19 protein-coding genes are annotated in these 19,782 nt (G+C 74.0%); 4 read left to right on the forward strand and 15 right to left on the reverse strand.

Features of this window, described 5'->3' with window-relative positions:
* Window positions 1–138: 138 nt before the first annotated feature.
* The gene (locus tag ABZ493_RS04775; protein WP_430581034.1) at window positions 139–1,029 is read left to right on the forward strand and encodes a DNA-formamidopyrimidine glycosylase family protein; all 891 of its coding nucleotides are present in this window, start codon (window positions 139–141) and stop codon (window positions 1,027–1,029) included.
* Window positions 1,030–1,033: 4 nt separating this feature from the next.
* On the opposite strand, the gene ABZ493_RS04780 is transcribed toward ABZ493_RS04775, so the two are convergent.
* The 6 genes from ABZ493_RS04780 to dxr all read right to left on the reverse strand — a co-directional run bounded on the left by ABZ493_RS04780 (window position 1,034) and on the right by dxr (window position 8,334).
* Window positions 1,034–2,224 (reverse strand): glycine C-acetyltransferase, encoded by a 1,191-nt coding sequence (locus tag ABZ493_RS04780; protein WP_430581035.1) that lies wholly within the window; start codon window positions 2,222–2,224, stop codon window positions 1,034–1,036.
* A gap of 2 nt (window positions 2,225–2,226) precedes the next feature.
* Window positions 2,227–3,312, reverse strand: coding sequence for an L-threonine 3-dehydrogenase (tdh, locus tag ABZ493_RS04785; RefSeq protein ID WP_430581036.1), 1,086 nt, complete (start codon window positions 3,310–3,312; stop codon window positions 2,227–2,229).
* A 119-nt stretch (window positions 3,313–3,431) separates the two neighbouring features.
* Window positions 3,432–4,382 (reverse strand): GNAT family N-acetyltransferase, encoded by a 951-nt coding sequence (locus ABZ493_RS04790; protein ID WP_430581037.1) that lies wholly within the window; start codon window positions 4,380–4,382, stop codon window positions 3,432–3,434.
* A gap of 79 nt (window positions 4,383–4,461) precedes the next feature.
* Window positions 4,462–5,604: a flavodoxin-dependent (E)-4-hydroxy-3-methylbut-2-enyl-diphosphate synthase gene (gene ispG / locus ABZ493_RS04795; RefSeq protein WP_430581133.1), complete on the reverse strand. Its 1,143-nt coding sequence runs from the start codon at window positions 5,602–5,604 to the stop codon at window positions 4,462–4,464.
* 137 nt (window positions 5,605–5,741) lie between these two features.
* The gene (locus ABZ493_RS04800; RefSeq protein ID WP_430581038.1) at window positions 5,742–7,067 is read right to left on the reverse strand and encodes a site-2 protease family protein; all 1,326 of its coding nucleotides are present in this window, start codon (window positions 7,065–7,067) and stop codon (window positions 5,742–5,744) included.
* 67 nt (window positions 7,068–7,134) lie between these two features.
* Window positions 7,135–8,334 (reverse strand): 1-deoxy-D-xylulose-5-phosphate reductoisomerase, encoded by a 1,200-nt coding sequence (gene dxr, locus ABZ493_RS04805; RefSeq protein ID WP_430581039.1) that lies wholly within the window; start codon window positions 8,332–8,334, stop codon window positions 7,135–7,137.
* A gap of 176 nt (window positions 8,335–8,510) precedes the next feature.
* On the opposite strand from dxr, the gene ABZ493_RS04810 reads away from it, so the two are divergent.
* Window positions 8,511–9,317, forward strand: coding sequence for a hypothetical protein (locus ABZ493_RS04810; RefSeq protein WP_430581040.1), 807 nt, complete (start codon window positions 8,511–8,513; stop codon window positions 9,315–9,317).
* Between the two features lie 31 nt (window positions 9,318–9,348).
* Here the strand turns inward: ABZ493_RS04810 and ABZ493_RS04815 are convergent, their stop codons facing one another.
* On the reverse strand, window positions 9,349–10,593 hold the full coding sequence (locus ABZ493_RS04815) for an MFS transporter (RefSeq protein ID WP_430581041.1): 1,245 nt from the start codon (window positions 10,591–10,593) through the stop codon (window positions 9,349–9,351).
* Window positions 10,594–10,673: 80 nt separating this feature from the next.
* Between ABZ493_RS04815 and ABZ493_RS04820 the strand changes: the two genes are divergently transcribed.
* On the forward strand, window positions 10,674–11,060 hold the full coding sequence (locus ABZ493_RS04820; RefSeq protein ID WP_430581042.1) for a MerR family transcriptional regulator: 387 nt from the start codon (window positions 10,674–10,676) through the stop codon (window positions 11,058–11,060).
* Window positions 11,061–11,130: 70 nt separating this feature from the next.
* Here ABZ493_RS04820 and ABZ493_RS04825 read toward each other — a convergent pair whose 3' ends face one another.
* The 7 genes from ABZ493_RS04825 to rpsB form a co-directional block, all read right to left on the reverse strand.
* A complete protein-coding gene (locus ABZ493_RS04825; protein WP_430581043.1) occupies window positions 11,131–11,682 on the reverse strand; it encodes a DivIVA domain-containing protein in 552 nt (183 codons plus the stop codon).
* On the reverse strand, window positions 11,679–12,782 hold the full coding sequence (rlmN, locus tag ABZ493_RS04830; RefSeq protein WP_430581134.1) for a 23S rRNA (adenine(2503)-C(2))-methyltransferase RlmN: 1,104 nt from the start codon (window positions 12,780–12,782) through the stop codon (window positions 11,679–11,681). Before rlmN ends, ABZ493_RS04825 begins: the two co-directional genes overlap by 4 nt.
* Window positions 12,783–12,875: 93 nt before the next feature.
* Entirely contained in the window at window positions 12,876–13,673 is a 798-nt protein-coding gene (locus ABZ493_RS04835) for a phosphatidate cytidylyltransferase (RefSeq protein ID WP_430581135.1), read from the reverse strand.
* Between the two features lie 98 nt (window positions 13,674–13,771).
* The gene (gene frr / locus ABZ493_RS04840; RefSeq protein ID WP_430581044.1) at window positions 13,772–14,329 is read right to left on the reverse strand and encodes a ribosome recycling factor; all 558 of its coding nucleotides are present in this window, start codon (window positions 14,327–14,329) and stop codon (window positions 13,772–13,774) included.
* A 74-nt stretch (window positions 14,330–14,403) separates the two neighbouring features.
* Window positions 14,404–15,162, reverse strand: coding sequence for a UMP kinase (gene pyrH / locus ABZ493_RS04845; RefSeq protein WP_430581045.1), 759 nt, complete (start codon window positions 15,160–15,162; stop codon window positions 14,404–14,406).
* A 246-nt stretch (window positions 15,163–15,408) separates the two neighbouring features.
* Complete coding sequence (gene tsf / locus ABZ493_RS04850; protein WP_430581046.1) at window positions 15,409–16,248, reverse strand: translation elongation factor Ts; 840 nt, start codon at window positions 16,246–16,248, stop codon at window positions 15,409–15,411.
* Window positions 16,249–16,362: 114 nt separating this feature from the next.
* Window positions 16,363–17,277 carry a 30S ribosomal protein S2 gene (gene rpsB, locus ABZ493_RS04855; protein WP_430581047.1) on the reverse strand — a complete coding sequence of 305 codons (915 nt, stop codon included), beginning with the start codon at window positions 17,275–17,277 and terminating at the stop codon, window positions 16,363–16,365.
* Between the two features lie 820 nt (window positions 17,278–18,097).
* On the opposite strand from rpsB, the gene ABZ493_RS04860 reads away from it, so the two are divergent.
* A complete protein-coding gene (locus ABZ493_RS04860; RefSeq protein ID WP_430581048.1) occupies window positions 18,098–18,580 on the forward strand; it encodes a M23 family metallopeptidase in 483 nt (160 codons plus the stop codon).
* Between the two features lie 52 nt (window positions 18,581–18,632).
* Here ABZ493_RS04860 and ABZ493_RS04865 read toward each other — a convergent pair whose 3' ends face one another.
* Entirely contained in the window at window positions 18,633–19,580 is a 948-nt protein-coding gene (locus ABZ493_RS04865; RefSeq protein WP_430581049.1) for a tyrosine recombinase XerC, read from the reverse strand.
* Window positions 19,581–19,782: the final 202 nt, after the last annotated feature.

Consider the following 19,782-nt stretch of genomic DNA (forward strand, 5'->3'; position numbering starts at 1 on the left):
CGGCGCCGCGCGCCTGTCCCCGCCGCTCTCCCCGCCGCTCTCCCGGCCGCTCCCCCGGCCGCACGGACCCCTGGCGGTCTCCCGCCTCCCCAGGCTCCTCCCCTGGTCCGCGTCGGCCCCGGCTGGCAGCATGGCGGCATGCCCGAGCTTCCCGAGGTGCAGGCGATGGCGGAGTTCCTCGACGCTCGTACGTCCGGCCACCGCGTCGCCGCCGCCGACGTCGCGGCCATCGCCGCGCTCAAGACGTTCGACCCGCCGGTGACGGCGCTCGTCGGGCAGGAGGTCCGCGGCGTCGAACGCCACGGCAAGTGGCTCGATCTCACGGCCGGCCCGGACGGCGAGGAGCTCCACCTGCTCTTCCACCTCTCCCGCGGCGGGTGGGTGCGCTGGTCGGACCAGGCCCCCACGACGCCCGTGCGCCCGCGGATGGGCGGCTCGTCGCGCGGGGCGGCGCTGGCCCTGCGGGTGCGGCTCGACGACGGCGCCGGGTTCGACCTCACCGAGGCGGGCACCCGCAAGCGCCTGGCGGTGCACGTGGTGCGCGACCCGCAGGAGGTGGAGCAGGTCGCGACTCTCGGCGTCGACCCGCTCTCGGACGAGTTCACGGCAGAGGCCCTCGGCGCGCTCATGCAGGAGAAGAACCAGCAGGTCAAGGGCCTGCTGCGCGACCAGCGCGCGATCGCCGGGATCGGCAACGCCTACTCCGACGAGATCCTGCACGTCGCGAAGGTCTCGCCTTTCAAGCTCACCCGGTCGTTCACCGCGGACGAGGTCGCGGCGCTGCACGACGCCGTCGTGACCACCCTGCACGACGCCGTCGCGGCGTCGTCGGGCAAGCCGGCCAAGGAGCTCAAGGACGCCAAGCGCGCCGGGATGCGCGTGCACGGCCGCACGGGCGAGGCGTGCCCCGTCTGCGGCGACGTGGTGCGCGAGGTGAGCTTCGCGGACCGCTCGCTGCAGTACTGCGCCACCTGCCAGACCGGCGGACAGGTGCTCGCCGACCGGCGGATGTCGAGGCTGCTGAAGTAGCCGGTCAGCCCGCCGCGACGGCGTCGCGCGAGGCGACGAAGGCGTCGACGCACGCGCGGACCTGTTCCGGCGTGTGGGCCGCGGAGAGCTGCACCCGGATGCGCGCCTCGCCGCGTGGCACGACCGGGAAGCTGAAGGCCGTGACGTACACGCCGCGCTCCCCCATCGCCGCCGCCACCTTCGCCGCGAGCACGGCGTCGCCGAACATCACCGGCACGATCGGGTGCTCGCCGGGCAGCAGGTCGAAGCCCGCCTCGGTCATGAGGCGGCGGAACTGGGCGGCATTCTCGGTCAGGCGGGCGCGCAGGTCCCCCGACCCCTCCACGAGGTCGAGCGCCGTGAGGGTGCCCGCCACGATCGTCGGCGCCAGCGTGTTCGAGAACAGGTACGGGCGGGCGCGCTGGCGCAGCAGGTCGACGATCTCCTGGTGCGCCGCGACGTAGCCGCCGGACGCCCCGCCGAGGGCCTTGCCGAACGTGCCGGTGAGGATGTCCACGCGGTCGGCGACGCCGAGCAGCTCGGGCGTGCCCCTCCCGTGGTCGCCCATGAAGCCCACGGCGTGCGAGTCGTCCACCAGGACGAGCGCGGAGTACCGGTCGGCGAGGTCGCAGATCTCGCGCAGCGGCGCGAGGTAGCCGTCCATCGAGAACACGCCGTCGGTGACGATCACGACGTGGCGGGCGCCGCCGTCGCGGGCGGCGCGGAGCTGGTCCTCCAGGTCGCCCATGTCCCGGTTGCGGTAGCGGAACCGGGACGCCTTCGACAGCCGGATGCCGTCGATGAGCGACGCGTGGTTGAGCGCGTCCGACACGATGGCGTCGTCCGCGCCGAACAGCGTCTCGAACACGCCGCCGTTGGCGTCGAAGCACGACGAGAACAGGATCGAGTCGTCGGTGCCGAGGAACCCCGCCAGCCGCTGCTCGAGGGTGCGGTGCTGGTCCTGCGTGCCGCAGATGAACCGCACGCTGGCCAGCCCGTAGCCCCACGTGTCGAGGGCGTCGTGGGCCGCCGCGACGAGGCGCGGGTCGTCGGCCAGCCCGAGGTAGTTGTTGGCGCAGAAGTTCAGCAGCTCGGCGCCGTCGGCGCGGATCCGCGCGCCCTGCGGGCCCGCGATGCCGCGCTCGTGCTTGGTGAGGCCGGCGCTCTCGATCGCCTCGAGCTCGCCCGCCAGGTGCTCCCGGAACGTCCCGTACATCGCTACGCCTTCCCCTCGTCGCCCTGTGCACCGTCCTGCGCGTCGGACCAGTCGGTCCAGTCGAGCACGACCTTGCCGCCGTGCGCCGACGCCGCGGCCTCGAAGCCCTCGCGCCACCGGCTCGCGGGGAGCCGGTCGGTGACGACCGACGCGATCGCCGCGCGCAGCGTCGCGCTGGTGCGCAGCATCGCGTCCATCGCCTGCCACGTCTCGAACATCTCCCGGCCGTAGATGCCCTTGAGGGTGAGCATGTGCGTCACGACCGTGCCCCAGTCGACGGCGATCGGCCCCGACGGCAGGCCGAGCATCGCGATCCGCCCGCCGTGGTTCATGTTCGCGATCATCTCGGGCAGCGCGCTCGGGGCGCCGCTCATCTCGAAGCCGATGTCGAAGCCCTCGCGCAGGCCGAGCTCGCGCTGCGCGTCGGCGACCCGTGCCGTGCGGACGTCGAGCGCGGCGTCCGCGCCCATGGTCCTCGCCATCTCGAGCCGCGCCGGGCTGACGTCGGTGCCCACGACCAGGTGGGCGCCGGCGTGCCGGGCGACGGCGATCGCCATGAGGCCGATGGGCCCGCAGCCCGAGACGAGCACGTCCTCCCCGATCACCGGGAACGCGAGCGCCGTGTGCACCGCGTTGCCGAGCGGGTCGAAGATCGCCGCGACGTCCAGGTCCACCTCGGCGTGGTGCACCCACACGTTAGTGGCGGGCAGCACGACGTACTCCGCGAACGCCCCGTCGCGGTGCAGGCCCAGGCCCTGGGTGCGGATGCACATCTGGCGCCGCCCGGCACGGCAGTTGCGGCACGTGCCGCACACGATGTGGCCCTCGCCCGACACGAGGTCGCCCACCGCGACGTCGTGCACCATCTCCCCGACCTCGACGACCTCGCCGACGAACTCGTGGCCCGGCACCAGCGGCGCCGCGATCGTCGAGGCGGCCCAGTCGTCCCAGCGGTCGATGTGCAGGTCGGTGCCGCAGATGCCGGTGCGCAGCACGCGGATCTTCACGTCCCCGGGGCCGGCCTCCGGCTCCGGTCGTTCCACCAGCTCCAGGCCCGGGCCGGGCCCCGGCTTGTACAGCGCCCTCATCGGGCGCCCGCCGGCGCTCCGGACATCCGTGCACCCCACGTCGCATGCGTCGTCACGCCGCGTACCATCTCACGATCCGGACGGATCCGGTAACCGTCGCGCACCTCGACCCGGCCCCGTCAGAACAGCACCGTCGTGAAGGTGCCGACCTGCTCGAAGCCCACCCGGCGGTAGGTGGCGAGCGCCGGGGCGTTGAACGCGTTGACGTACAGGGAGACCACGGGCGCGACCTCGCGGCGGGTCGTGACGACGACGGCGGCCATGCCGGGCGCCGCCAGGCCGCGGCCGCGGCGCAGCGGGTCCACCCAGACCCCCTGCACCTGCGCCACCCCGCCGGCCACCGCCCCCAGCTCGGCCTTGAAGGCGACGAGCGGCCCTTGCCCTGCGCTCCGGCCGGAGTCCGGCCCCGGCGGCTCCATGCGCACGAAGGACCGGCCCTCGGCCACGAGCGAGCGCACGCGCAGGGCGTACGCGCTGCCGGGCGACGCGGCCGGCGCGTACCCGACCTCCTCCGCGAACATGCGGACGCAGGCGGGCAGGACGGCGTCCACCTCGGCGAGGGTCGAGCGCCGCACCGCCGGGTCGGGCTCCACGTCCGGGTCGCGGGCGATCGCGAGGGACGGCTGGTCCGCACGCACCTCGCGGGCCGGGGGCCAGCGCGGCGCGAGGAGGTCCCACAGCGCGAGCGCGGCCACCCGGTCCCCCACGATCGACGAGGAGCGCCGGCCCTGGGCGCGGGCGGTCGCGGCGAACGCCGCGATCGCGTCGTCCGCGTCCCGGCCCGCGAGGTCCGGGGCCAGCACGGGCACCAGGTTGGCCCCGGACCAGCAGACCGCGACCAGCGGCCCGGTCGCGGGGAAGCCCCACGCCTGGCCGCCCGCGGCGGCGAAGCCCGCCGCCGCCGCGACGTCGAGCCGCGTCGCCGCGAGCACGGAGGTCACCGGGTCGCGGGCCAGCAGGGCGCGCGCCTCGGCGAGGTCCTCCTGACCGAGGACGCGGGCCCGGGGGCGGCGCGCGTCGAGGCCGCGCGCGTCACCGCGCGCCCGCACCGCCGGTCGCCAGCCGCCCATCACGCCCCCTTCGCCGTCGTGGGCCCCTCCCGCCATCGTCCCCGATGCCGCCCCTCGGTGCGGCCCTCAGGCCGAACCGTCAGCCGACCGTGACCTCCGGGGCCCCGGCCTGGGCCTCGTTCTCGGGGGCGGGCATCGTCTCGGCGATGCGCATCGCCTCCTCGATGAGGGTCTCGACGATCATCGCCTCCGGGACGGTCTTGATGACCTCGCCCTTGACGAAGATCTGGCCCTTGCCGTTGCCGGACGCGACGCCCAGGTCCGCCTCCCGGGCCTCGCCCGGACCGTTGACGACGCAGCCCATGACGGCGACGCGCAGCGGCACCGTCATGCCCTCCAGGCCCGCGGTGACCTTCTCCGCGAGCGTGTAGACGTCCACCTGGGCGCGGCCGCACGACGGGCACGAGACGATCTCGAGCTTGCGCGGGCGCAGGTTGAGCGCCTGCAGGATCTGCGTGCCGACCTTGACCTCCTCGACCGGCGGCGCGGACAGCGACACCCGGATCGTGTCGCCGATGCCCTGGCTCAGCAGCGCCCCGAACGCGGTGGCCGACTTGATCGTGCCCTGGAACGCCGGGCCCGCCTCGGTGACGCCGAGGTGCAGCGGCCAGTCGCCACGCTGCGCGAGGAGCTCGTAGGCGCGCACCATGACGACCGGGTCGTTGTGCTTGACGGAGATCTTGAAGTCGTGGAAGCCGTGCTCCTCGAACAGCGAGGCCTCCCACACGGCGGACTCCACGAGGGCCTCCGCGGTGGGCTTCCCGTACTTCTCCAGGAGCCGCTTGTCGAGCGAGCCGGCGTTGACGCCGATCCGCAGCGAGACCCCGGCGTCGGAGGCGGCCTTCGCGATCTCCTTGACCTGGTCGTCGAACTTCCGGATGTTGCCCGGGTTCACGCGCACGGCCGCGCAGCCGGCGTCGATCGCGGCGAACACGTACTTGGGCTGGAAGTGGATGTCCGCGATGACGGGGATCTGCGACTTCTTCGCGATGGCGGGCAGCGCGTCGGCGTCGTCGATGGTCGGCACGGCCACGCGCACGATGTCGCAGCCCGCGGCCGTCAGCTCGGCGATCTGCTGCAGCGTCGCGTTGATGTCGGTGGTCGGGGTCGTCGTCATCGACTGGATGCTGATCGGCGCGTCCCCGCCGACGGCCACCTTGCCCACCTGGATCTTGCGGGACTTGCGGCGCGGGGCGAGCGTGGGCGCGGGCGGGGCAGGCATGCCGAGATTGATCGCAGTCACGGTGCCAGTATCGCGCCTGCAGGCGGGTGCTACGCACGCGGGCACCGCACCGGCACGGAATCCCCGCGCGTCGTCACGCACGACCTTCACGCAGGGCGGACGACTCCGAGCCCCGGCTACCCGAAGAGCCGGACCGGGTCGACCACGTCGGCGACGATGAGCAGCGCACCCGTGCCCACCAGGACGACGAACATCACGTACGCGACCGGCATCATGCGCGCGACGTCTGCCGGCCGTGGTCGAGGCAGGCCCCGCACGCGCGCGACCGTGCGCTTACCGCCCTCGTAGAGCGCGTTCACCACGTGCCCCCCGTCCAGCGGGAGCAGCGGGATGAGGTTGAACATGAACAGCGCGACGTTCAGCGACGCCAGGATGCTCAGCACGATCGAGAGGGTCGACAGCAGCGGCCCGTCGAGGGCGATCGCGTCGACGATGACCCGGCTCACCCCGACCGGGCCCATCGGCCCGTCGGCGGCGCGCGGCTCGTCGGTGAACGTCTGGACGGCGACCTCGCCGACCCGCGCCGGGAGGGTGACGATCAGCTGGGCCGTGCCCGACACCTGCTGCCAGACCGCCTCCGGCACGGTGGACAGCGGCAGCGGCACGTACTCCTGCGTGGGGGTCACCCCGAGGAACCCGGCCGTCTCGGTCACCGGCTCGCCGTCGGCCCCGACCTCGGGCGCGCCGCTCTCGTCCGTGACGGGGACCTGGCGCTCCGAGGTCGTCACGGTGAGCGGCACCTGGGCCCCGTCGCGCACCACGACCACCGGGACCTCCTGGTCCGGGGAGTCGGCGATCGCGCCCGAGAGCTGCTCCCACGACGTCACGGCCGCGCCGTCCCACTCGACGATCTCGTCGCCGGGCTGCAGCCCGGCCTCGGCTGCGGGCGACGGCGCGGCGCCGTCGCCGCACACGGCCGCGCCGTCCGCCGTCGTCGAGGTGGGGGTGCACTCGCTCACGGCGCCGACGGTGGTCGTGATGGTCTGGGCACCGATGCCCACCAGCACGACGAACGTCAGCACCACCGCGATGAGCAGGTTCATCACGGGCCCGCCGAGCATCACCACCAGCTTCTTGGGCGTGGACAGCTCGTAGAACGCCCGGTGCTCCTCGCCGGGCCGGATCTCGCTCACCGAGGCGTCGCGCGCGTCCGCGACCACCTGCCCGAAGAAGCTCTCGCGGCGGCGCGTCCCGGCGGGGGCGGGCGGCAGCATGCCGACCATCCGCACGTAGCCGCCCAGCGGGATCGCCTTGACCCCGTACTCGGTCTCTCCCTTGGTGCGCGACCAGAGGGTGGGCCCGAAGCCCACCATGTACTGGCTGACGCGCACCCCGAACTTCTTGGCGGGCACCATGTGCCCCACCTCGTGCAGGCCGATGGAGACGGCGAGGCCCACGAGCATCACCGCGATGCCGATCACCCAGGCGAGTAGCTGGTCCACGGCACCGAGCCTAGGTCACGGCGGGCCGCCCGCCGGACGCCGATCGGCGACGCGCGTGGAGGGTTCGTCAGGAGCGCGCGAGGATCTCGTCGGCGCGCGCCCGCGCCCAGCGCTCGACACCCTCGACGGCGTCGAGGGTGACGTCGGCGGCGGCGACGCCGTCGTGCTCGGCCAGCACCCGCTCCACGGTCTCGACGATGTCGAGGAATCCGATGCGCCCGGCGAGGAAGGCCGCGACGCCCTGCTCGTTCGCGGCGTTGTAGACCGCGGGGTGCGTGGCGGACGCCGCGACGGCCGCGCGGGCCAGCCCGACGGCGGGGAACGTCGCCTCGTCGAGGGGCTCGAACGTCCACGACGCCACCCGGCTCCAGTCGCACGGCGGCGAGACGACGTCGAGGCGCTCGGGCCAGGACAGCCCGAGCGCGATGGGCAGCCGCATGTCGGGCGGGGAGGCCTGCGCGAGCGTGGAGCCGTCGTGGAACTCCACCATCGAGTGCACGACGGACTGCGGGTGCACCACCACGGTGATGTCCTCCGCCGGCACGTCGAACAGCAGGTGCGCCTCGATGAGCTCGAGGCCTTTGTTCATCAGCGAGGCGGAGTTCACCGTCACCACGGGCCCCATGGCCCAGGTGGGGTGGGCGAGCGCCTCGTCGACCGTGACCTTCTTGATGTCGTCGCGGCTGCGGCCGCGGAACGGCCCGCCGGAGGCGGTGAGGACCAGCCGTCGCACCTCGTCGCGCGCGCCCCCGCGCAGCGCCTGCGCGATCGCCGAGTGCTCGGAGTCCACCGGCACGATCTGCCCGGGCGCGGCCGCTGCCTTGACCAGCGAGCCACCCACCACGAGCGACTCCTTGTTGGCCAGCGCCAGCGTCGAGCCGCCCGCGAGCGCCGCGAGCGTGGGCCGCAGCCCGACCGACCCGGTGATGCCGTTGAGGACGACGTCGCTGCCGCGCCCCGCGAGCTCGGTCGCGGCCTCCGGGCCGGCCAGCACCTCGACGTCGGCCGCCCCGGCGCCCAGGCGGGCGGACAGCGCGGCGCGCAGGTCGTCCGCGCGGGCGGCGTCCGCGACGGCGACGGCGCGCGCCCCCACGGCTGCCGCCTGCTCGGCGAGCAGTCCGACGTCGGACCCGCCGGCGCTGAGCGCCTCGACCCGGAACCTCCCGGGGTGGGCGCGCACGACGTCGATCGCCTGCGTGCCGATCGAGCCGGTGGAGCCGAGGAGGGTGACGGTCCGGGTGCGCTGGTCGGGGGTGTGCTCGGGCATGGCGCTCATCATTCCAGGCGCGGACGGGGTCCCGCCGACACGTCGTCCGCGCCGCGGCCGATCCCGCGACACACCGCGGGACCACGCGGAATTCACCCGTTGCGGTGCTTGACTTCCGGGCAGCGCCTCCTCGCGCCCGGTCGCGGCCGGGTGTGACGCCGGTTACGTTCGCATACATGCGTACTTATCGCGTGATAGTCGGCAAGCGCGCCATGGGCATCGTCGCCGGGGTCGCCGCGCTGGTCACCGGGGCGGTCGTCGGGCTGGCGGCTCCCGCCGCCGCGGACGGCGACGGCGAGACGCACCGCATCTTCGCGACCCGCGAGGGGCTGGTGGGCAAGCACACCGCGAACGGGCACAAGATCGAGAAGCGGGACCACTTCGTGGCCCTTCCCTCGCGGCGCGCCCTGTCCGCGGACGGCGACGGCGCTTTCTCCGTCCGGGTCTGCCGCGCCGACAGCACCCGGTGCGAGTACGCGCCGGTGTGGGACGTCGGCCCGTGGAACACCACCGACGACTACTGGAGCGCCACCCGGCACGCCGCCCGCGACCTGCCGAGGGGCACCCCGCAGGCCTCCGCGGCCTACCGCCTCGGCCATCACGGCGGCAAGGACCTGTTCGGGCGCACGGTGACCAACCCCGCCGGCATCGACCTCGCCGACGGCACCTACTGGGACGGGCTGGGCCTGCGCTCCAACGCCTGGATCGACGTGACCTACCTGTGGCAGGGGTCCGCGCGCGCCGGGGTCGTCTCGGCTGACGGCGGCACCCTCAACGTCCGCACCGGCCCCGGTACCGGCTACCGGTGGACCGGCGCCGCCGCCCACGCCGCACGCGTGCCGCTGCTGTGCAGCGCGCGCGGGCAGACTGTCACGGGCACCCGCGGCACGACGAACCTCTGGTACCGCATCGGGCCGAGCAACTGGGTGTCGGACGCGTACCTCGACACGGGCAGCGGCCGAGCCCTCGCGCCCGCCTGCTGACCGGCGCTCGCGCCCAGGGCGGGCCTCGCGATCAGCCGGCGGCCGTCACGGTCGCCGCACGCGCCGGCGCCGGCGTCGACCAGGCGCGCGCCCCGGCACCGAGCGCGACGGCGGTGGTCGCGACCACCACGGCCGCGGGGACGGGGAGGGCGCCGACGCCGCCGCCCGCCACGACCCAGGAGGCCAGAGCCGCCCCGACCGCGATCCCTCCGTTGAACACGACCGGGATCAGCGCCGACGACGTCGCCCGCCGCTCAGGGCCGCCGAGGCGCAGGATCAACGTCTGCGCGAGGGGCGGCAGCGCTCCCGAGGACACGCCCCACAGGACGACGACGGCCACGCCGACGACGGGATGCACCTCGACGGCCGCGAGCCCGAGCAGGGCGAGGGCGGTCCCCCCGGCAGCGAGCGCGAGCACGGGCGCCGTCCGCGTCCCGTAGCGGCCGGCCAGCACCACGCCCAGGGCCGACGCCAGGCCGAACACCAGGAGCATCGTGCTCACCCCGCCCGGCAGCACGTCGGCCGGCACCTCGACGATCCGCGTGACGTACGTGTAGGCGCCGTAGTGCCCCACCAGCAGCACGCCGACGATCGCCGTGACCGCGATCATCGGCCCGGGCCCCGCGGCGGGCGCGGGGCCGGCGGCGTCGGTGCCCGCGCCATGGCCCTGCCGTGTCGCGGCGACGGCGGGCGCCCGTGCGACGACGAGCCGCACGAGCACCGCGACCACCAGCGCGAGCAGCGCCAGACCGGCGAACGCCGCCCGCCAGCCGACCGCCCTGGTGACGAGACTGGCGAGCGGGGTGCCGAGCACCATGCCGAGGGTGGCGCCGCCGAGCACCACGGCGATCGAGCGGGCGAGCAGCCGGTCGGGCACGAGGTCGGCGACGTGCGCGTTGGCCGACGCCCACAGGAGGCCCACGGCGGCCGCGCCGACGACCCGCGCCCCCACGGCGACGCCGTAGGTCGGCGCCAGGGCGGTGGCGAGGGAGGACGCGGCGAGCACGTCGAGCGCGACGGCGATCACGCTGCGCCGGTCCCTGCCGGCGACGAGGCGCACGAGCGGGAAGCTCGCCACGACCACGGCGGCGGCCCACACGGACACGAGCAGCCCCGTGCGCGACTCGTCCACCCCGAGCCCCGAGCTCATCTGGGGCAGCACGGCGGTCGGGAGCATCTCGGCGGTGACCATCGAGAACGTGGCCGTACCGAGGATCAGCAGGGAGGGCCACGGGAGTCGTCCGGACGGGGCGGAGGAAGATCCTGGTGTCGTCATGCGACCGACGCTAAAGTTTGACATTGATGTCAATGTCAAGTGTGACCCCTGTCACTCCCGTCACTTCTGGAGGTCCCGAGATGAAGATCGGCGAGCTCGCCCGGCGCGCGGGAGTGGCACCGCGCCTCGTGCGCTACTACGAGCAGCAGGGCCTGCTCGTGGCGGACCGCGCGGCGAACGGGTACCGCACCTACTCCGACGACGACGTCGAGCGCGTGTCCAGGGTCGCGGGCATGGTGCGCGCGGGGATCCCCACGCGACTGATCAAGGTGCTGCTCGACATGGAGACGACGAGCCGGTCCGAGGCCCCGACGTGCCCGCGCACCGTCGCGGAGATGCTCGCGGCCGAGCTCGTCGGGATCGAGGACAAGATCGCCTGCCTCAGCCGCAGCAGGGACACGATCCGCGACGTCCTGACCCGCACCGAGCAGGCCGCCCTGATATCGGAGGGCGCGGCCGCTCGCTGACGCGACGAGGGCCGCCGACGTGTCGTCGGCGGCCCTCGTCAGGTTCCGCGGGCGCGGGAGGCGGTCCGGGTCACTCGACCCCGAGCAGCACCTCGATGGCGCGGGCGAAGAAGCGGTCCACGGGACCCTCCGCGTAGCCGTCCGACCCCTTGGCCCGGCCGAACGTCGCCGAGCGGATCTCGCCGGAGGTCAGCGGCTCCTGCCGGTCGAAGTACGCGACGAGGCGGTCGCACAGCGCGTCGACGTCGTCGGGGTCGTAGCCCGTCTCGCCGCGCTCGGCCGGCGCGAACTTCTCGCCGTCGGGCCGCCCCAGGCGCCCGTACATCGTGCGGGCGCGGTCGGCGAGGGCGGCCATCCAGGCCTCCTGGCCGTGCGCCGCGACGTACTCGGCGCGCTGCCGCGCGATGAACGCCGCCTCGAGCCGGTCCAGCGCCGCGTCGACCTCGTGCGTGTCGTAGCCGCCGCGCACCAGGTCGAACGTCGACACCTGGATGTCGGCGTGCGACAGGGGCTCCGCGGTGCGGCCCTCGTACGCCTGCCGGGCGTGGTCGAAGAAGTCCTCGACCTCGTCCCGCTCGTACCCGGTGCGCATCGCGGACACCGTGCTGAACAGTGCGCTCACTCGTCCTCCTCGGCAGCCAGCTGCCCGCAGGCGCCGTCGATGTCGCTCCCGCGGGTGTCACGGATCGTGGTGGGGATGCCGTGCCCGCGCAAGCGTGCCACAAACTCGTCCTCGACGGCACGCTCGCTCGCGGTCCAGATCGAGCCGGGCGTGGGGTTGAGCGGGATGGGGTTGACGTGCACCCACCCGCGGCCCCGGGCGTTGAGCTTCTCGCCCAGGAGGTCGGCGCGCCAGCCGTGGTCGTTCATGTCCTTGATGAGCGCGTACTCGATCGACACGCGCCGGCCCGTCACCTCGAAGTAGCGCCGCGCGGCGTCGAGCGCCTCGTCCACGCTCCACCGGGTGTTGATCGGCACCAGCTCGCTGCGCAGGTCGTCGTCCGGCGCGTGCAGGCTGAGGGCGAGCGTCACCGGGATCTCGAGCTTGGTGAGCTTCTCGATCGCGGGCACGAGCCCCACGGTCGAGACGGTGATGTTGCGCGCCGACATCCCGAAGCCCTCGGGCTGCGGCGCGACCAGCGCGCGCACCGTCTCGAAGACGGCCTTCGGGTTCGCCAGCGGCTCGCCCATGCCCATGAACACGAGGTTGTTGAGCCGCGTGGGCCCGCCGGGGATCTCGCCCTCGGCGAGCGAGCGGTTCGCGGCGCGCACCTGCTCGAGGATCTCCGCCGTCGACAGGTTGCGCGTGAGGCCCAGCTGGCCCGTAGCGCAGAACGGGCACGCCATGCCGCAGCCGGCCTGCGACGACACGCACAGCGTGGTGCGGTGCGGGTAGCGCATGAGCACCGACTCGACCTTGGCGTCGTCGAAGAGGTGCCAGAGCGTCTTGACGGTGGTGCCGCCGTCGGCCTCGAGGCGCCGGGTGGGGCGGATGAGCTGCGGGAACATCGTCGTCGCGATGGCCTCGCGGGTCTTCGCCGGCAGGTCGGTCATCTGCTCGGGGTCGGACGTGTAGTGCTGGAAGTAGTGCGTCGCGAGCTGCTTGGCCCGGAACGGCTTCTCCCCCATCTCCTGCATCGACGCGACGCGCTCGGCCGGCGTCAGGTCCGCGAAGTGCTTCGGCGGCTTGCCCCGGCGGCGCGGCGCCATCTGCAGGGGCATCGGCGCGGTCTCGTCGCCCGGCCGGACCGCGGGGATCCCGAGGTCGGTGCCGGACGTCGCAGCGCGGGCGGAGGTGGGGGGCATGACGGTTCCTTACAGGGCGGTCGCCGGCGCCATCGTGAGCACGAGGTACACGAACGGGGCGGTGACGACCAGGGAGTCGAGTCGGTCCAGCACGCCCCCGTGACCGGGGAGCAGCGAACCCATGTCCTTCAATTCTAGGTCCCGCTTGATGAGCGACTCGGCGAGGTCGCCCACGGTGGCGGTGATCGCGGTGAGGACCCCGAGCACGATGCCGAGCACCGGGCTCGCGTCGAGGGCCAGGACCGCGCCCGCGACGCCCACGGCCGTGGCCAGGACGAGCGAGCCCGCCAGGCCCTCCCAGGTCTTCTTCGGGCTCACCGTGGGCGCCAGCGGGTGGCGGCCCATCGTCACGCCCGCGATGTACCCGCCCGTGTCGTTCGCCACGGCCAGGAGGATGAACAACGCCACGCGCAGCTCGCCGTCCGGCTGCGCGAGCAGCAGGAGGACGAAGCCGGCGAGGAACGGCACGTACGTGGCCGCGAACACCGCGGCCGCGCAGTCGCGCAGGGCCTGCGGCCCCGGGCCGTCCAGCACCCGCCAGACGACGACGGCGCCGACGGTCAGCACGTACGCGACGAGCAGCGCCTCCGGCCCGGCGGCGTACGCCGAGACCACCATGCCGGCGCCGCCCACGAGCAGCGGCAGCATCGGCAGGTGGATGTCGCGCCGCGCGAACGCCTGCCGCAGCTCCCAGAGCGCGGCGCCGACCGCGACCGCGGCCACGGCGACGAACGGCTCCGGCCGGAACCACAGGGACGCCGCGACGCCGACGAGCAGCAGGACGCCGACCGTGATGGCCACGGGCAGGTTGCGGCCGGCGCGTGACGACGTCGGGCCGGCCGCCCCGCCGGTGGCCGGATCGAGCGGGGACGCGTCCTCGCCCGGTTCGAGGGGATGGGTCACCATCAGACCTCGAGCAGCTCGCTCTCCTTGCCGGCGAGGAGCACGTCGATCGCGTCGACGTGCTTCTTCGTCAGCGACTCGAGCTCCTTCTCGGCCCGGGTGACCTCGTCCTCGCCGGCCTCGCCGTCCTTGACGATGCGGTCCAGCTCCTCCTTGGCCTTGCGCCGCACGTTGCGCACGGAGATGCGGGCGTCCTCCGCCTTCGTCTTGGCCATCTTCACGTAGTCGCGGCGACGCTCCTCCGTGAGGGCGGGCATGACGATACGGATCGCGTTGCCGTCGTTCGACGGGTTGACGCCCAGGTCGGACTCGCGCAGCGACTTCTCGATGGTCGTCATCGAGCCCTTGTCGAACGGGGTGATGAGCACCGTGCGCGCGTCCGGGATGTTGAACGACGCGAGCTGCTGCAGCGGCGTCGGGGCGCCGTAGTAGTCCACGGTGATCTTCGAGAACATGCCCGAGTTGGCGCGGCCCGTGCGGATGCCCGCGAACTCCTCCTTGGCGACCTCGATCGCCCTGTCCATCTTCTCCTCGGCCTCGAGGAGGGTGTCGTCGATCACCGGTGCTCCATTCTCGTCGGGTGCTGCGTGATGCTGCGTCGTGCTACGTGGTGGGGTCGTGCTGCTGGTGCACGTCAGTGGGTCGTGACCAGCGTGCCAATCTTCTCGCCCAGCAGCGCGCGGGTCACGTTACCCGGCTCCTCCAGGCCGAAGACACGCATCCGCACGTCGTTGTCCCGGCACAGGGACAGGGCCGTGGCATCCATCACGTTGAGGCCGCGCACCAGGGCGTCGGTGTAGGTCAGGTGCTCGAGCCGCTCGGCGTCCGGGTTCGTGCGCGGGTCGGCCGAGTACACCGCGTCGACGCCGTTCTTGCCCATGAGGACCTCGTCGCAGTGCGTCTCCAGCGCGCGCTGGACCGAGACCGTGTCGGTGGAGAAGTACGGCATGCCGGCGCCGGCGCCGAAGATCACGACACGCCCCTTCTCCAGGTGCCGGATGGCACGCAGCGGGATGTACGGCTCCGCGACCTGCCCCATGGTGATCGCGGTCTGCACGCGGGTCGTGACACCGTCCTGCTCCAGGAAGTCCTGCAGGGCGAGGCAGTTCATCACCGTGCCGAGCATGCCCATGTAGTCGGCGCGGGCCCGGTCCAGGCCGGCGCGGGAGAGCTCGGCGCCGCGGAAGAAGTTCCCGCCGCCCGAGACGATCGCGACCTGCACGCCCTGGCGGACGGCGTCGCCGATCTCCTGGGCGATGCGCCGCACGACGTCGGTCGCGAGGCCCACGCTGCCGCCGCCGAAGGTCTCGCCGGAGAGCTTGAGGAGAACCCGGCGTGCGGGCGCCGGCTCCTCGGCGGTGGGGGTCGGCTCGGTCTGGTTGGTCTCGGTCACGTGCGGTCACCGTCGCTCTCTGGTCTGTTCCGCATGCCCTCGGGGGCATGTTTCCGCGTCGCCCGGGTGTCGCGCGCGACGGGCCCGGGGTTTCGGGCGCCGCGCGCCCGGTGGTTCGGTGGTCGCCCTCCGCGCATCCTGGCACCGGACGGCGGCTCCCGCCGGGTCAGCGGGCCGGCGTGGGCGGGTACGCGAAGGCCCGACCGCACCGCGCACGGTGCGGCCGGGCCTGGGCGCAGGTGGACGTCAGCTGCCGACGCGGAAGCGGACGAAGCCCAGCAGGTTGCCACCGGTGGTGGCGACGTGCTTGGCGACCGTCGTCTTCGTGTCCTTGGCCAGCGGCTGGTCCACGAGCACGGCGTCCTTGAAGAACCCGTTGAGGCGACCCTCGACGATCTTCGGCAGCGCGGCCTCGGGCTTGCCCTCGGCGATCGAGACCTCGCGCGCGATCTCGCGCTCCTTCTCGACGACGTCCGTGGGGACGTCCTCGCGGGACAGGTACTTCGGGGCGAGCGCGGCGATGTGCTGCGCGACGTCCTTCGCGACCGGCTCGGCCGCGTCGTCGGTGGCGACGAGCACGCCGATCGACGGCGGCAGGTCCTTGGCCGTCTTGTGCAGGTACGTCGTCACCTTGGGGGCCTCGAGACGGGCCACGCGGCGCAGCACGACCTTCTCCCCCATCGTGGCGCCCTGGGCGGCGATGGTGTCGGCGACGGTGCCCTCGCCGGCCGGGGCGGCGAGGCCGGACTCGGCGTCGGTCGCACCCGCGGCGGAGACCGCCTCGAGGACCGTCTCGGCGAGCGCGATGAACTTCTCGTTCTTGACGACGAAGTCCGTCTCGGCGTCGAGCTCGATCATCGTGGCCACCTGGCCGGCGGCGGAGTCGGCGACCTTGACGGCCACGAGGCCCTCGGTGGTCGCGTTGCCCTCGCGCTTGGCGGCGCGGGCCAGGCCCTTCTTGCGGATGATCTCGATGGCCTGCTCGGCGTTGCCGTCGGCCTCGTCGAGCGCCTTCTTGACGTCGAGCATGCCGGCACCGGTGCGCTCGCGCAGCGCCTTGATGTCAGCGGCGGTGTAGTTCGCCATGGATGTCCTCCGTGCTGGTTCGAGGTCCGCCCGGCCCCGGTCGGGGCGCCGGGCGGAGTGGGACGTGCGGCGGTCCGCGGGCCGGTCACCCGAGGGTGACCGGCCCGCGAGGACTCACTCGGACTTCTCGGCGGCCTGCTCGCCCTCGGCGGCAGGCGTCTCCTCGGCGGCGGGGGCCTCCTCGGCAGCCGGGGCGGCCTCGGTCGCCTCGGCGGCCGGCGCCTCCTCGGCGGCGGGGGCCTCGGCCTGGGCGGCCTCGGCACCGGCCAGGAGCTCGCGCTCCCACTCGGCCAGCGGCTCGGCCTCGGCGGTCTGGTCGGCCTCGCCCTTCTTGCCGGAGTGGCGCTGCAGCAGGCCCTCGGCCGCCGCGTCGGCGATCACGCGGGTGAGCAGCGTGACGGAGCGGATCGCGTCGTCGTTGCCCGGGATGGCGTAGTCGACGTCGTCGGGGTCGCAGTTGGTGTCGAGGATGGCGACGACGGGGATGCCCAGCTTCTTCGCCTCGTTGACGGCCAGGTGCTCCTTGTTCGTGTCCACGATCCAGACCGCCGAGGGGGTCTTGGCCATGTCACGGATGCCGCCCAGGGTGCGCGCGAGCTTGTCCTTCTCGCGGCGCAGGACGAGGAGCTCCTTCTTCGTCAGCGCCGAGCCGGCGACGTCGTCGAAGTCGATCTCCTCGAGCTCCTTGAGGCGCTGGAGGCGCTTGTGCACGGTGGTGAAGTTGGTGAGCATGCCACCGAGCCAGCGGTGGTTCACGTACGGCATGCCGACGCGGGCGGCCTGCTCGGCCACGGGCTCCTGCGCCTGCTTCTTGGTGCCGACGAACAGGATGCTGCCGCCGTGGGCGACGGTCTCCTTGACGAACTCGTAGGCGCGGTCGATGTACGACAGCGACTGCTGGAGGTCGACGATGTAGATGCCGTTGCGCTCCGTGAAGATGAATCGCTTCATCTTCGGGTTCCAACGGCGGGTCTGGTGCCCGAAGTGGACACCGCTCTCGAGGAGCTGGCGCATGGTCACGACGGCCATGACACGTCCTTTCGCCGCGTGCGCCGGATCCTCCGGGCGGCACGCGCGTCAGGCGACCGGGCTGCTGGGAGCAGGTCTCCGGTCGCGGTACTCGGTTCGTCGGTGACGGGCATCTGGCCCGGCACCCCTGGCGTCACGCCGGGCCGGCACCGTTCCCGGGGACCCGGGCACGGACCGCTGCCGACGCGGCCGCGCCCTGCACCCGGCGGACCGGGACGCGGGGCGCGTACGTGACGCGCGATGTCGACCGGCTGTCTCCGCTCCCCCGGTCCGGTGGGCCCGCCGGACGTCGAGGACGGCCCACGGGTTCCACCAGGATGGTTCGGGGAGGCGAGGCGCAAGCCGATCGCGGCAGCAAGTCTACCCGACGGTTCCGGGCGCCTCCGCCCAGCGGCCGCCCGCTGCGCCGCGACGTTCCCGCGGTCTCGTCGGACGACGCCCCCGCGCGACGTCAGCGCCGCGAGCCTGCCCCCAGGAGGTGCCCGCCCAGAGGCCGTCCACAGGTGCCGCGACCGAGGACGATACGGCCCCGCGGCCCCGCCAGCCTGGTCCCGTGAACCTCCGCACCCCGACCCACCGGACGCCCGAACGACGCGGGCCGGGAGCCCTTCGCGCCCCCGCCGGTCATGCGCCCGCCCGACCCTCCGACGAGCCCGCCGACAGGTCGTCGGGCAGGTCTCCGGGCACGCCGTCCGGCGGCTCGTCAGGCCGGCCGACAGGCGGCTCGTCGGGCAGGCCGTCCGGCGAGTCATCAGGCTGGCCGGCCGGGTGCGCCCGTCTCGTCCCATGGTGGGGCGCGCGGCTCGTCGCATGGCTCGTCGTGACGGCCATCGTGGGACTGACCGGCGCCGCACCGCTCACGGGTGCGGCGGCGGTCCCGCCGCCCGAGGGCGACGGGTGGGTCCGTCCCGTACCCGGTGACGTCGTGCACCCGTTCGACCCACCCGTCGGGCAGTGGGGTGCGGGTCACCGCGGCGTGGACCTCGCCGCCGCGACCGGCGAGAAGGTGCGGGCACCGGCCGCAGGCGTGGTGTCGTTCTCCGGGCAGGTCGCGGGCAAGCCTGTCGTGGTCGTGGCGCACGCCGGCGGCCTGCGCTCCACGTTCGAGCCCGTCACCGCCGACGTCCGGCGTGGCGACGCGGTGGGCGCCGGCGACCCCGTGGGCGGCCTCGCCGCCGCACCGGGGCACTGCGCGCCTGCCGCGTGCCTGCACTGGGGCGTGCTGCGCGGCGACGTCTACCTCGACCCTCTCGCGATGCTCGGCCAGGCACCGCCGATCGTGCTGCTGCCCGGAGGCCCCTGACACGGCCGCTGCGAACCGGGCCCGACGGACGGGACGGCAGGGCCCGTGGCCCTCAGGCGCGCGGGAACGCCTGCACGAACACCTGGCGCAGCCGCTCGTCGTCCACGTGGGTGTACCGCTGCGTGGTGCCGAGGTCGGAGTGCCCGAGCACCTCCTGCACGGACCGCAGGTCGGAGCCGCCCTGCAGCAGGTGCGTCGCCGCGGAGTGTCGCAGGGCGTGCGGGGCGACGTCGTCCACGCCCGCACGCGCCGCGAGCTGGTGCACCGCGTCGCGGACCTGCCGCTGACCCCAGCGGCCGCCGCGTGCGCCCAGGAGGAGCGCGGCGCCGGAGGCCGGCTGGACCAGCGCGGGCCTGCCCAGCGCGAGCCACTCGGACACCGCGCGCGCCGCCGGGACCCCGAACGGCACCACGCGCTCCTTGCCACCCTTGCCGAGCACCCGCACGAGCCGCTCGGTGAGGTCGACGGCGGGCACGTCGACCTGCACCAGCTCGCCGACGCGGATACCGCTGCCGTACAGGAGCTCCGCGGCCGCCCAGGCGCGCAGCGCCGCGGGCCGATCGTCCGGCTCGGCGGTGTGCGCCACGTCGCGTGCGGTGTCGAGCAGCGCCGCGGCCGCGTCCGCGCTCAGCACCGTGGGCAGGGTCCGCGACACCTTCGGGCTCGCCAGCCGCGCGGTCGGGTCCGCCTGGACCAGGCCGACGCGGTACGCCCACCGCAGGAACGTCCGCGCGGCGGCGCCCCGGCGCGCGATGGTCGCCCGTGCCAGGCCTCGCTCGGACTGTGCGGCGAGCCACCCGCGCAGCACCCCCACGTCCACCCCCGGCAGACCGTCGACGCCGTGCCGCACCGCGTAGCGCAGCAGCGAGCCGACGTCGGCGCGGTACGCCCGTCGCGTGTGCGCCGAGTGCCCGCGCTGGACCTCGAGATGCTCGTCGAAACGCGCCAGCGCGTCGGCGAGCGGCGCCGGCAGCGGCGGCAGGTCCGGATCGGTGTCCATCCAGGTCAGTGTGCCCCTGGGCCGTCACCGGGCGGGTGAGGCGGCGCGCGTGTCGAGGTCGTTCACGGACCTCCGCCCTGCAAGGTCGTCCGAGCAAGGTCGCCCCAGCAAGGTCGCCCCAGCAAGGTCGCCCCAGCACGACCGGCCGTCGCCTCCTCCCTCCCGACACCCGCGAGCCCTCGGCCAGCAGGACGAGCACCGA

Origin of the sequence: Isoptericola sp. NPDC019482 (assembly GCF_040632295.1) — a bacterium.
Taxonomy (GTDB): Bacteria; Actinomycetota; Actinomycetes; order Actinomycetales; family Cellulomonadaceae; genus Isoptericola.

Excerpts from the sequence above, each read along its gene's own strand:
- ABZ493_RS04790 (WP_430581037.1), bottom strand. The coding sequence starts at position 4,382 with ATGGGCGGCTGGCGACCGGCGGTGCGGGCGCGCGGTGACGCGCGCGGC.
- tsf (WP_430581046.1), bottom strand. The coding sequence starts at position 16,248 with ATGGCGAACTACACCGCCGCTGACATCAAGGCGCTGCGCGAGCGCACC.
- dxr (WP_430581039.1), bottom strand. The coding sequence starts at position 8,334 with ATGCCCGAGCACACCCCCGACCAGCGCACCCGGACCGTCACCCTCCTC.
- tdh (WP_430581036.1), bottom strand. The coding sequence starts at position 3,312 with ATGAGGGCGCTGTACAAGCCGGGGCCCGGCCCGGGCCTGGAGCTGGTG.
- ispG (WP_430581133.1), bottom strand. The coding sequence starts at position 5,604 with ATGCCTGCCCCGCCCGCGCCCACGCTCGCCCCGCGCCGCAAGTCCCGC.
- rlmN (WP_430581134.1), bottom strand. The coding sequence starts at position 12,782 with ATGCCCCTGCAGATGGCGCCGCGCCGCCGGGGCAAGCCGCCGAAGCAC.
- ABZ493_RS04865 (WP_430581049.1), bottom strand. The coding sequence starts at position 19,580 with ATGGACACCGATCCGGACCTGCCGCCGCTGCCGGCGCCGCTCGCCGAC.
- ABZ493_RS04810 (WP_430581040.1), top strand. The coding sequence starts at position 8,511 with ATGCGTACTTATCGCGTGATAGTCGGCAAGCGCGCCATGGGCATCGTC.
- ABZ493_RS04780 (WP_430581035.1), bottom strand. The coding sequence starts at position 2,224 with ATGTACGGGACGTTCCGGGAGCACCTGGCGGGCGAGCTCGAGGCGATC.
- ABZ493_RS04815 (WP_430581041.1), bottom strand. The coding sequence starts at position 10,593 with ATGACGACACCAGGATCTTCCTCCGCCCCGTCCGGACGACTCCCGTGG.
- ABZ493_RS04775 (WP_430581034.1), top strand. The coding sequence starts at position 139 with ATGCCCGAGCTTCCCGAGGTGCAGGCGATGGCGGAGTTCCTCGACGCT.
- ABZ493_RS04820 (WP_430581042.1), top strand. The coding sequence starts at position 10,674 with ATGAAGATCGGCGAGCTCGCCCGGCGCGCGGGAGTGGCACCGCGCCTC.
- rpsB (WP_430581047.1), bottom strand. The coding sequence starts at position 17,277 with ATGGCCGTCGTGACCATGCGCCAGCTCCTCGAGAGCGGTGTCCACTTC.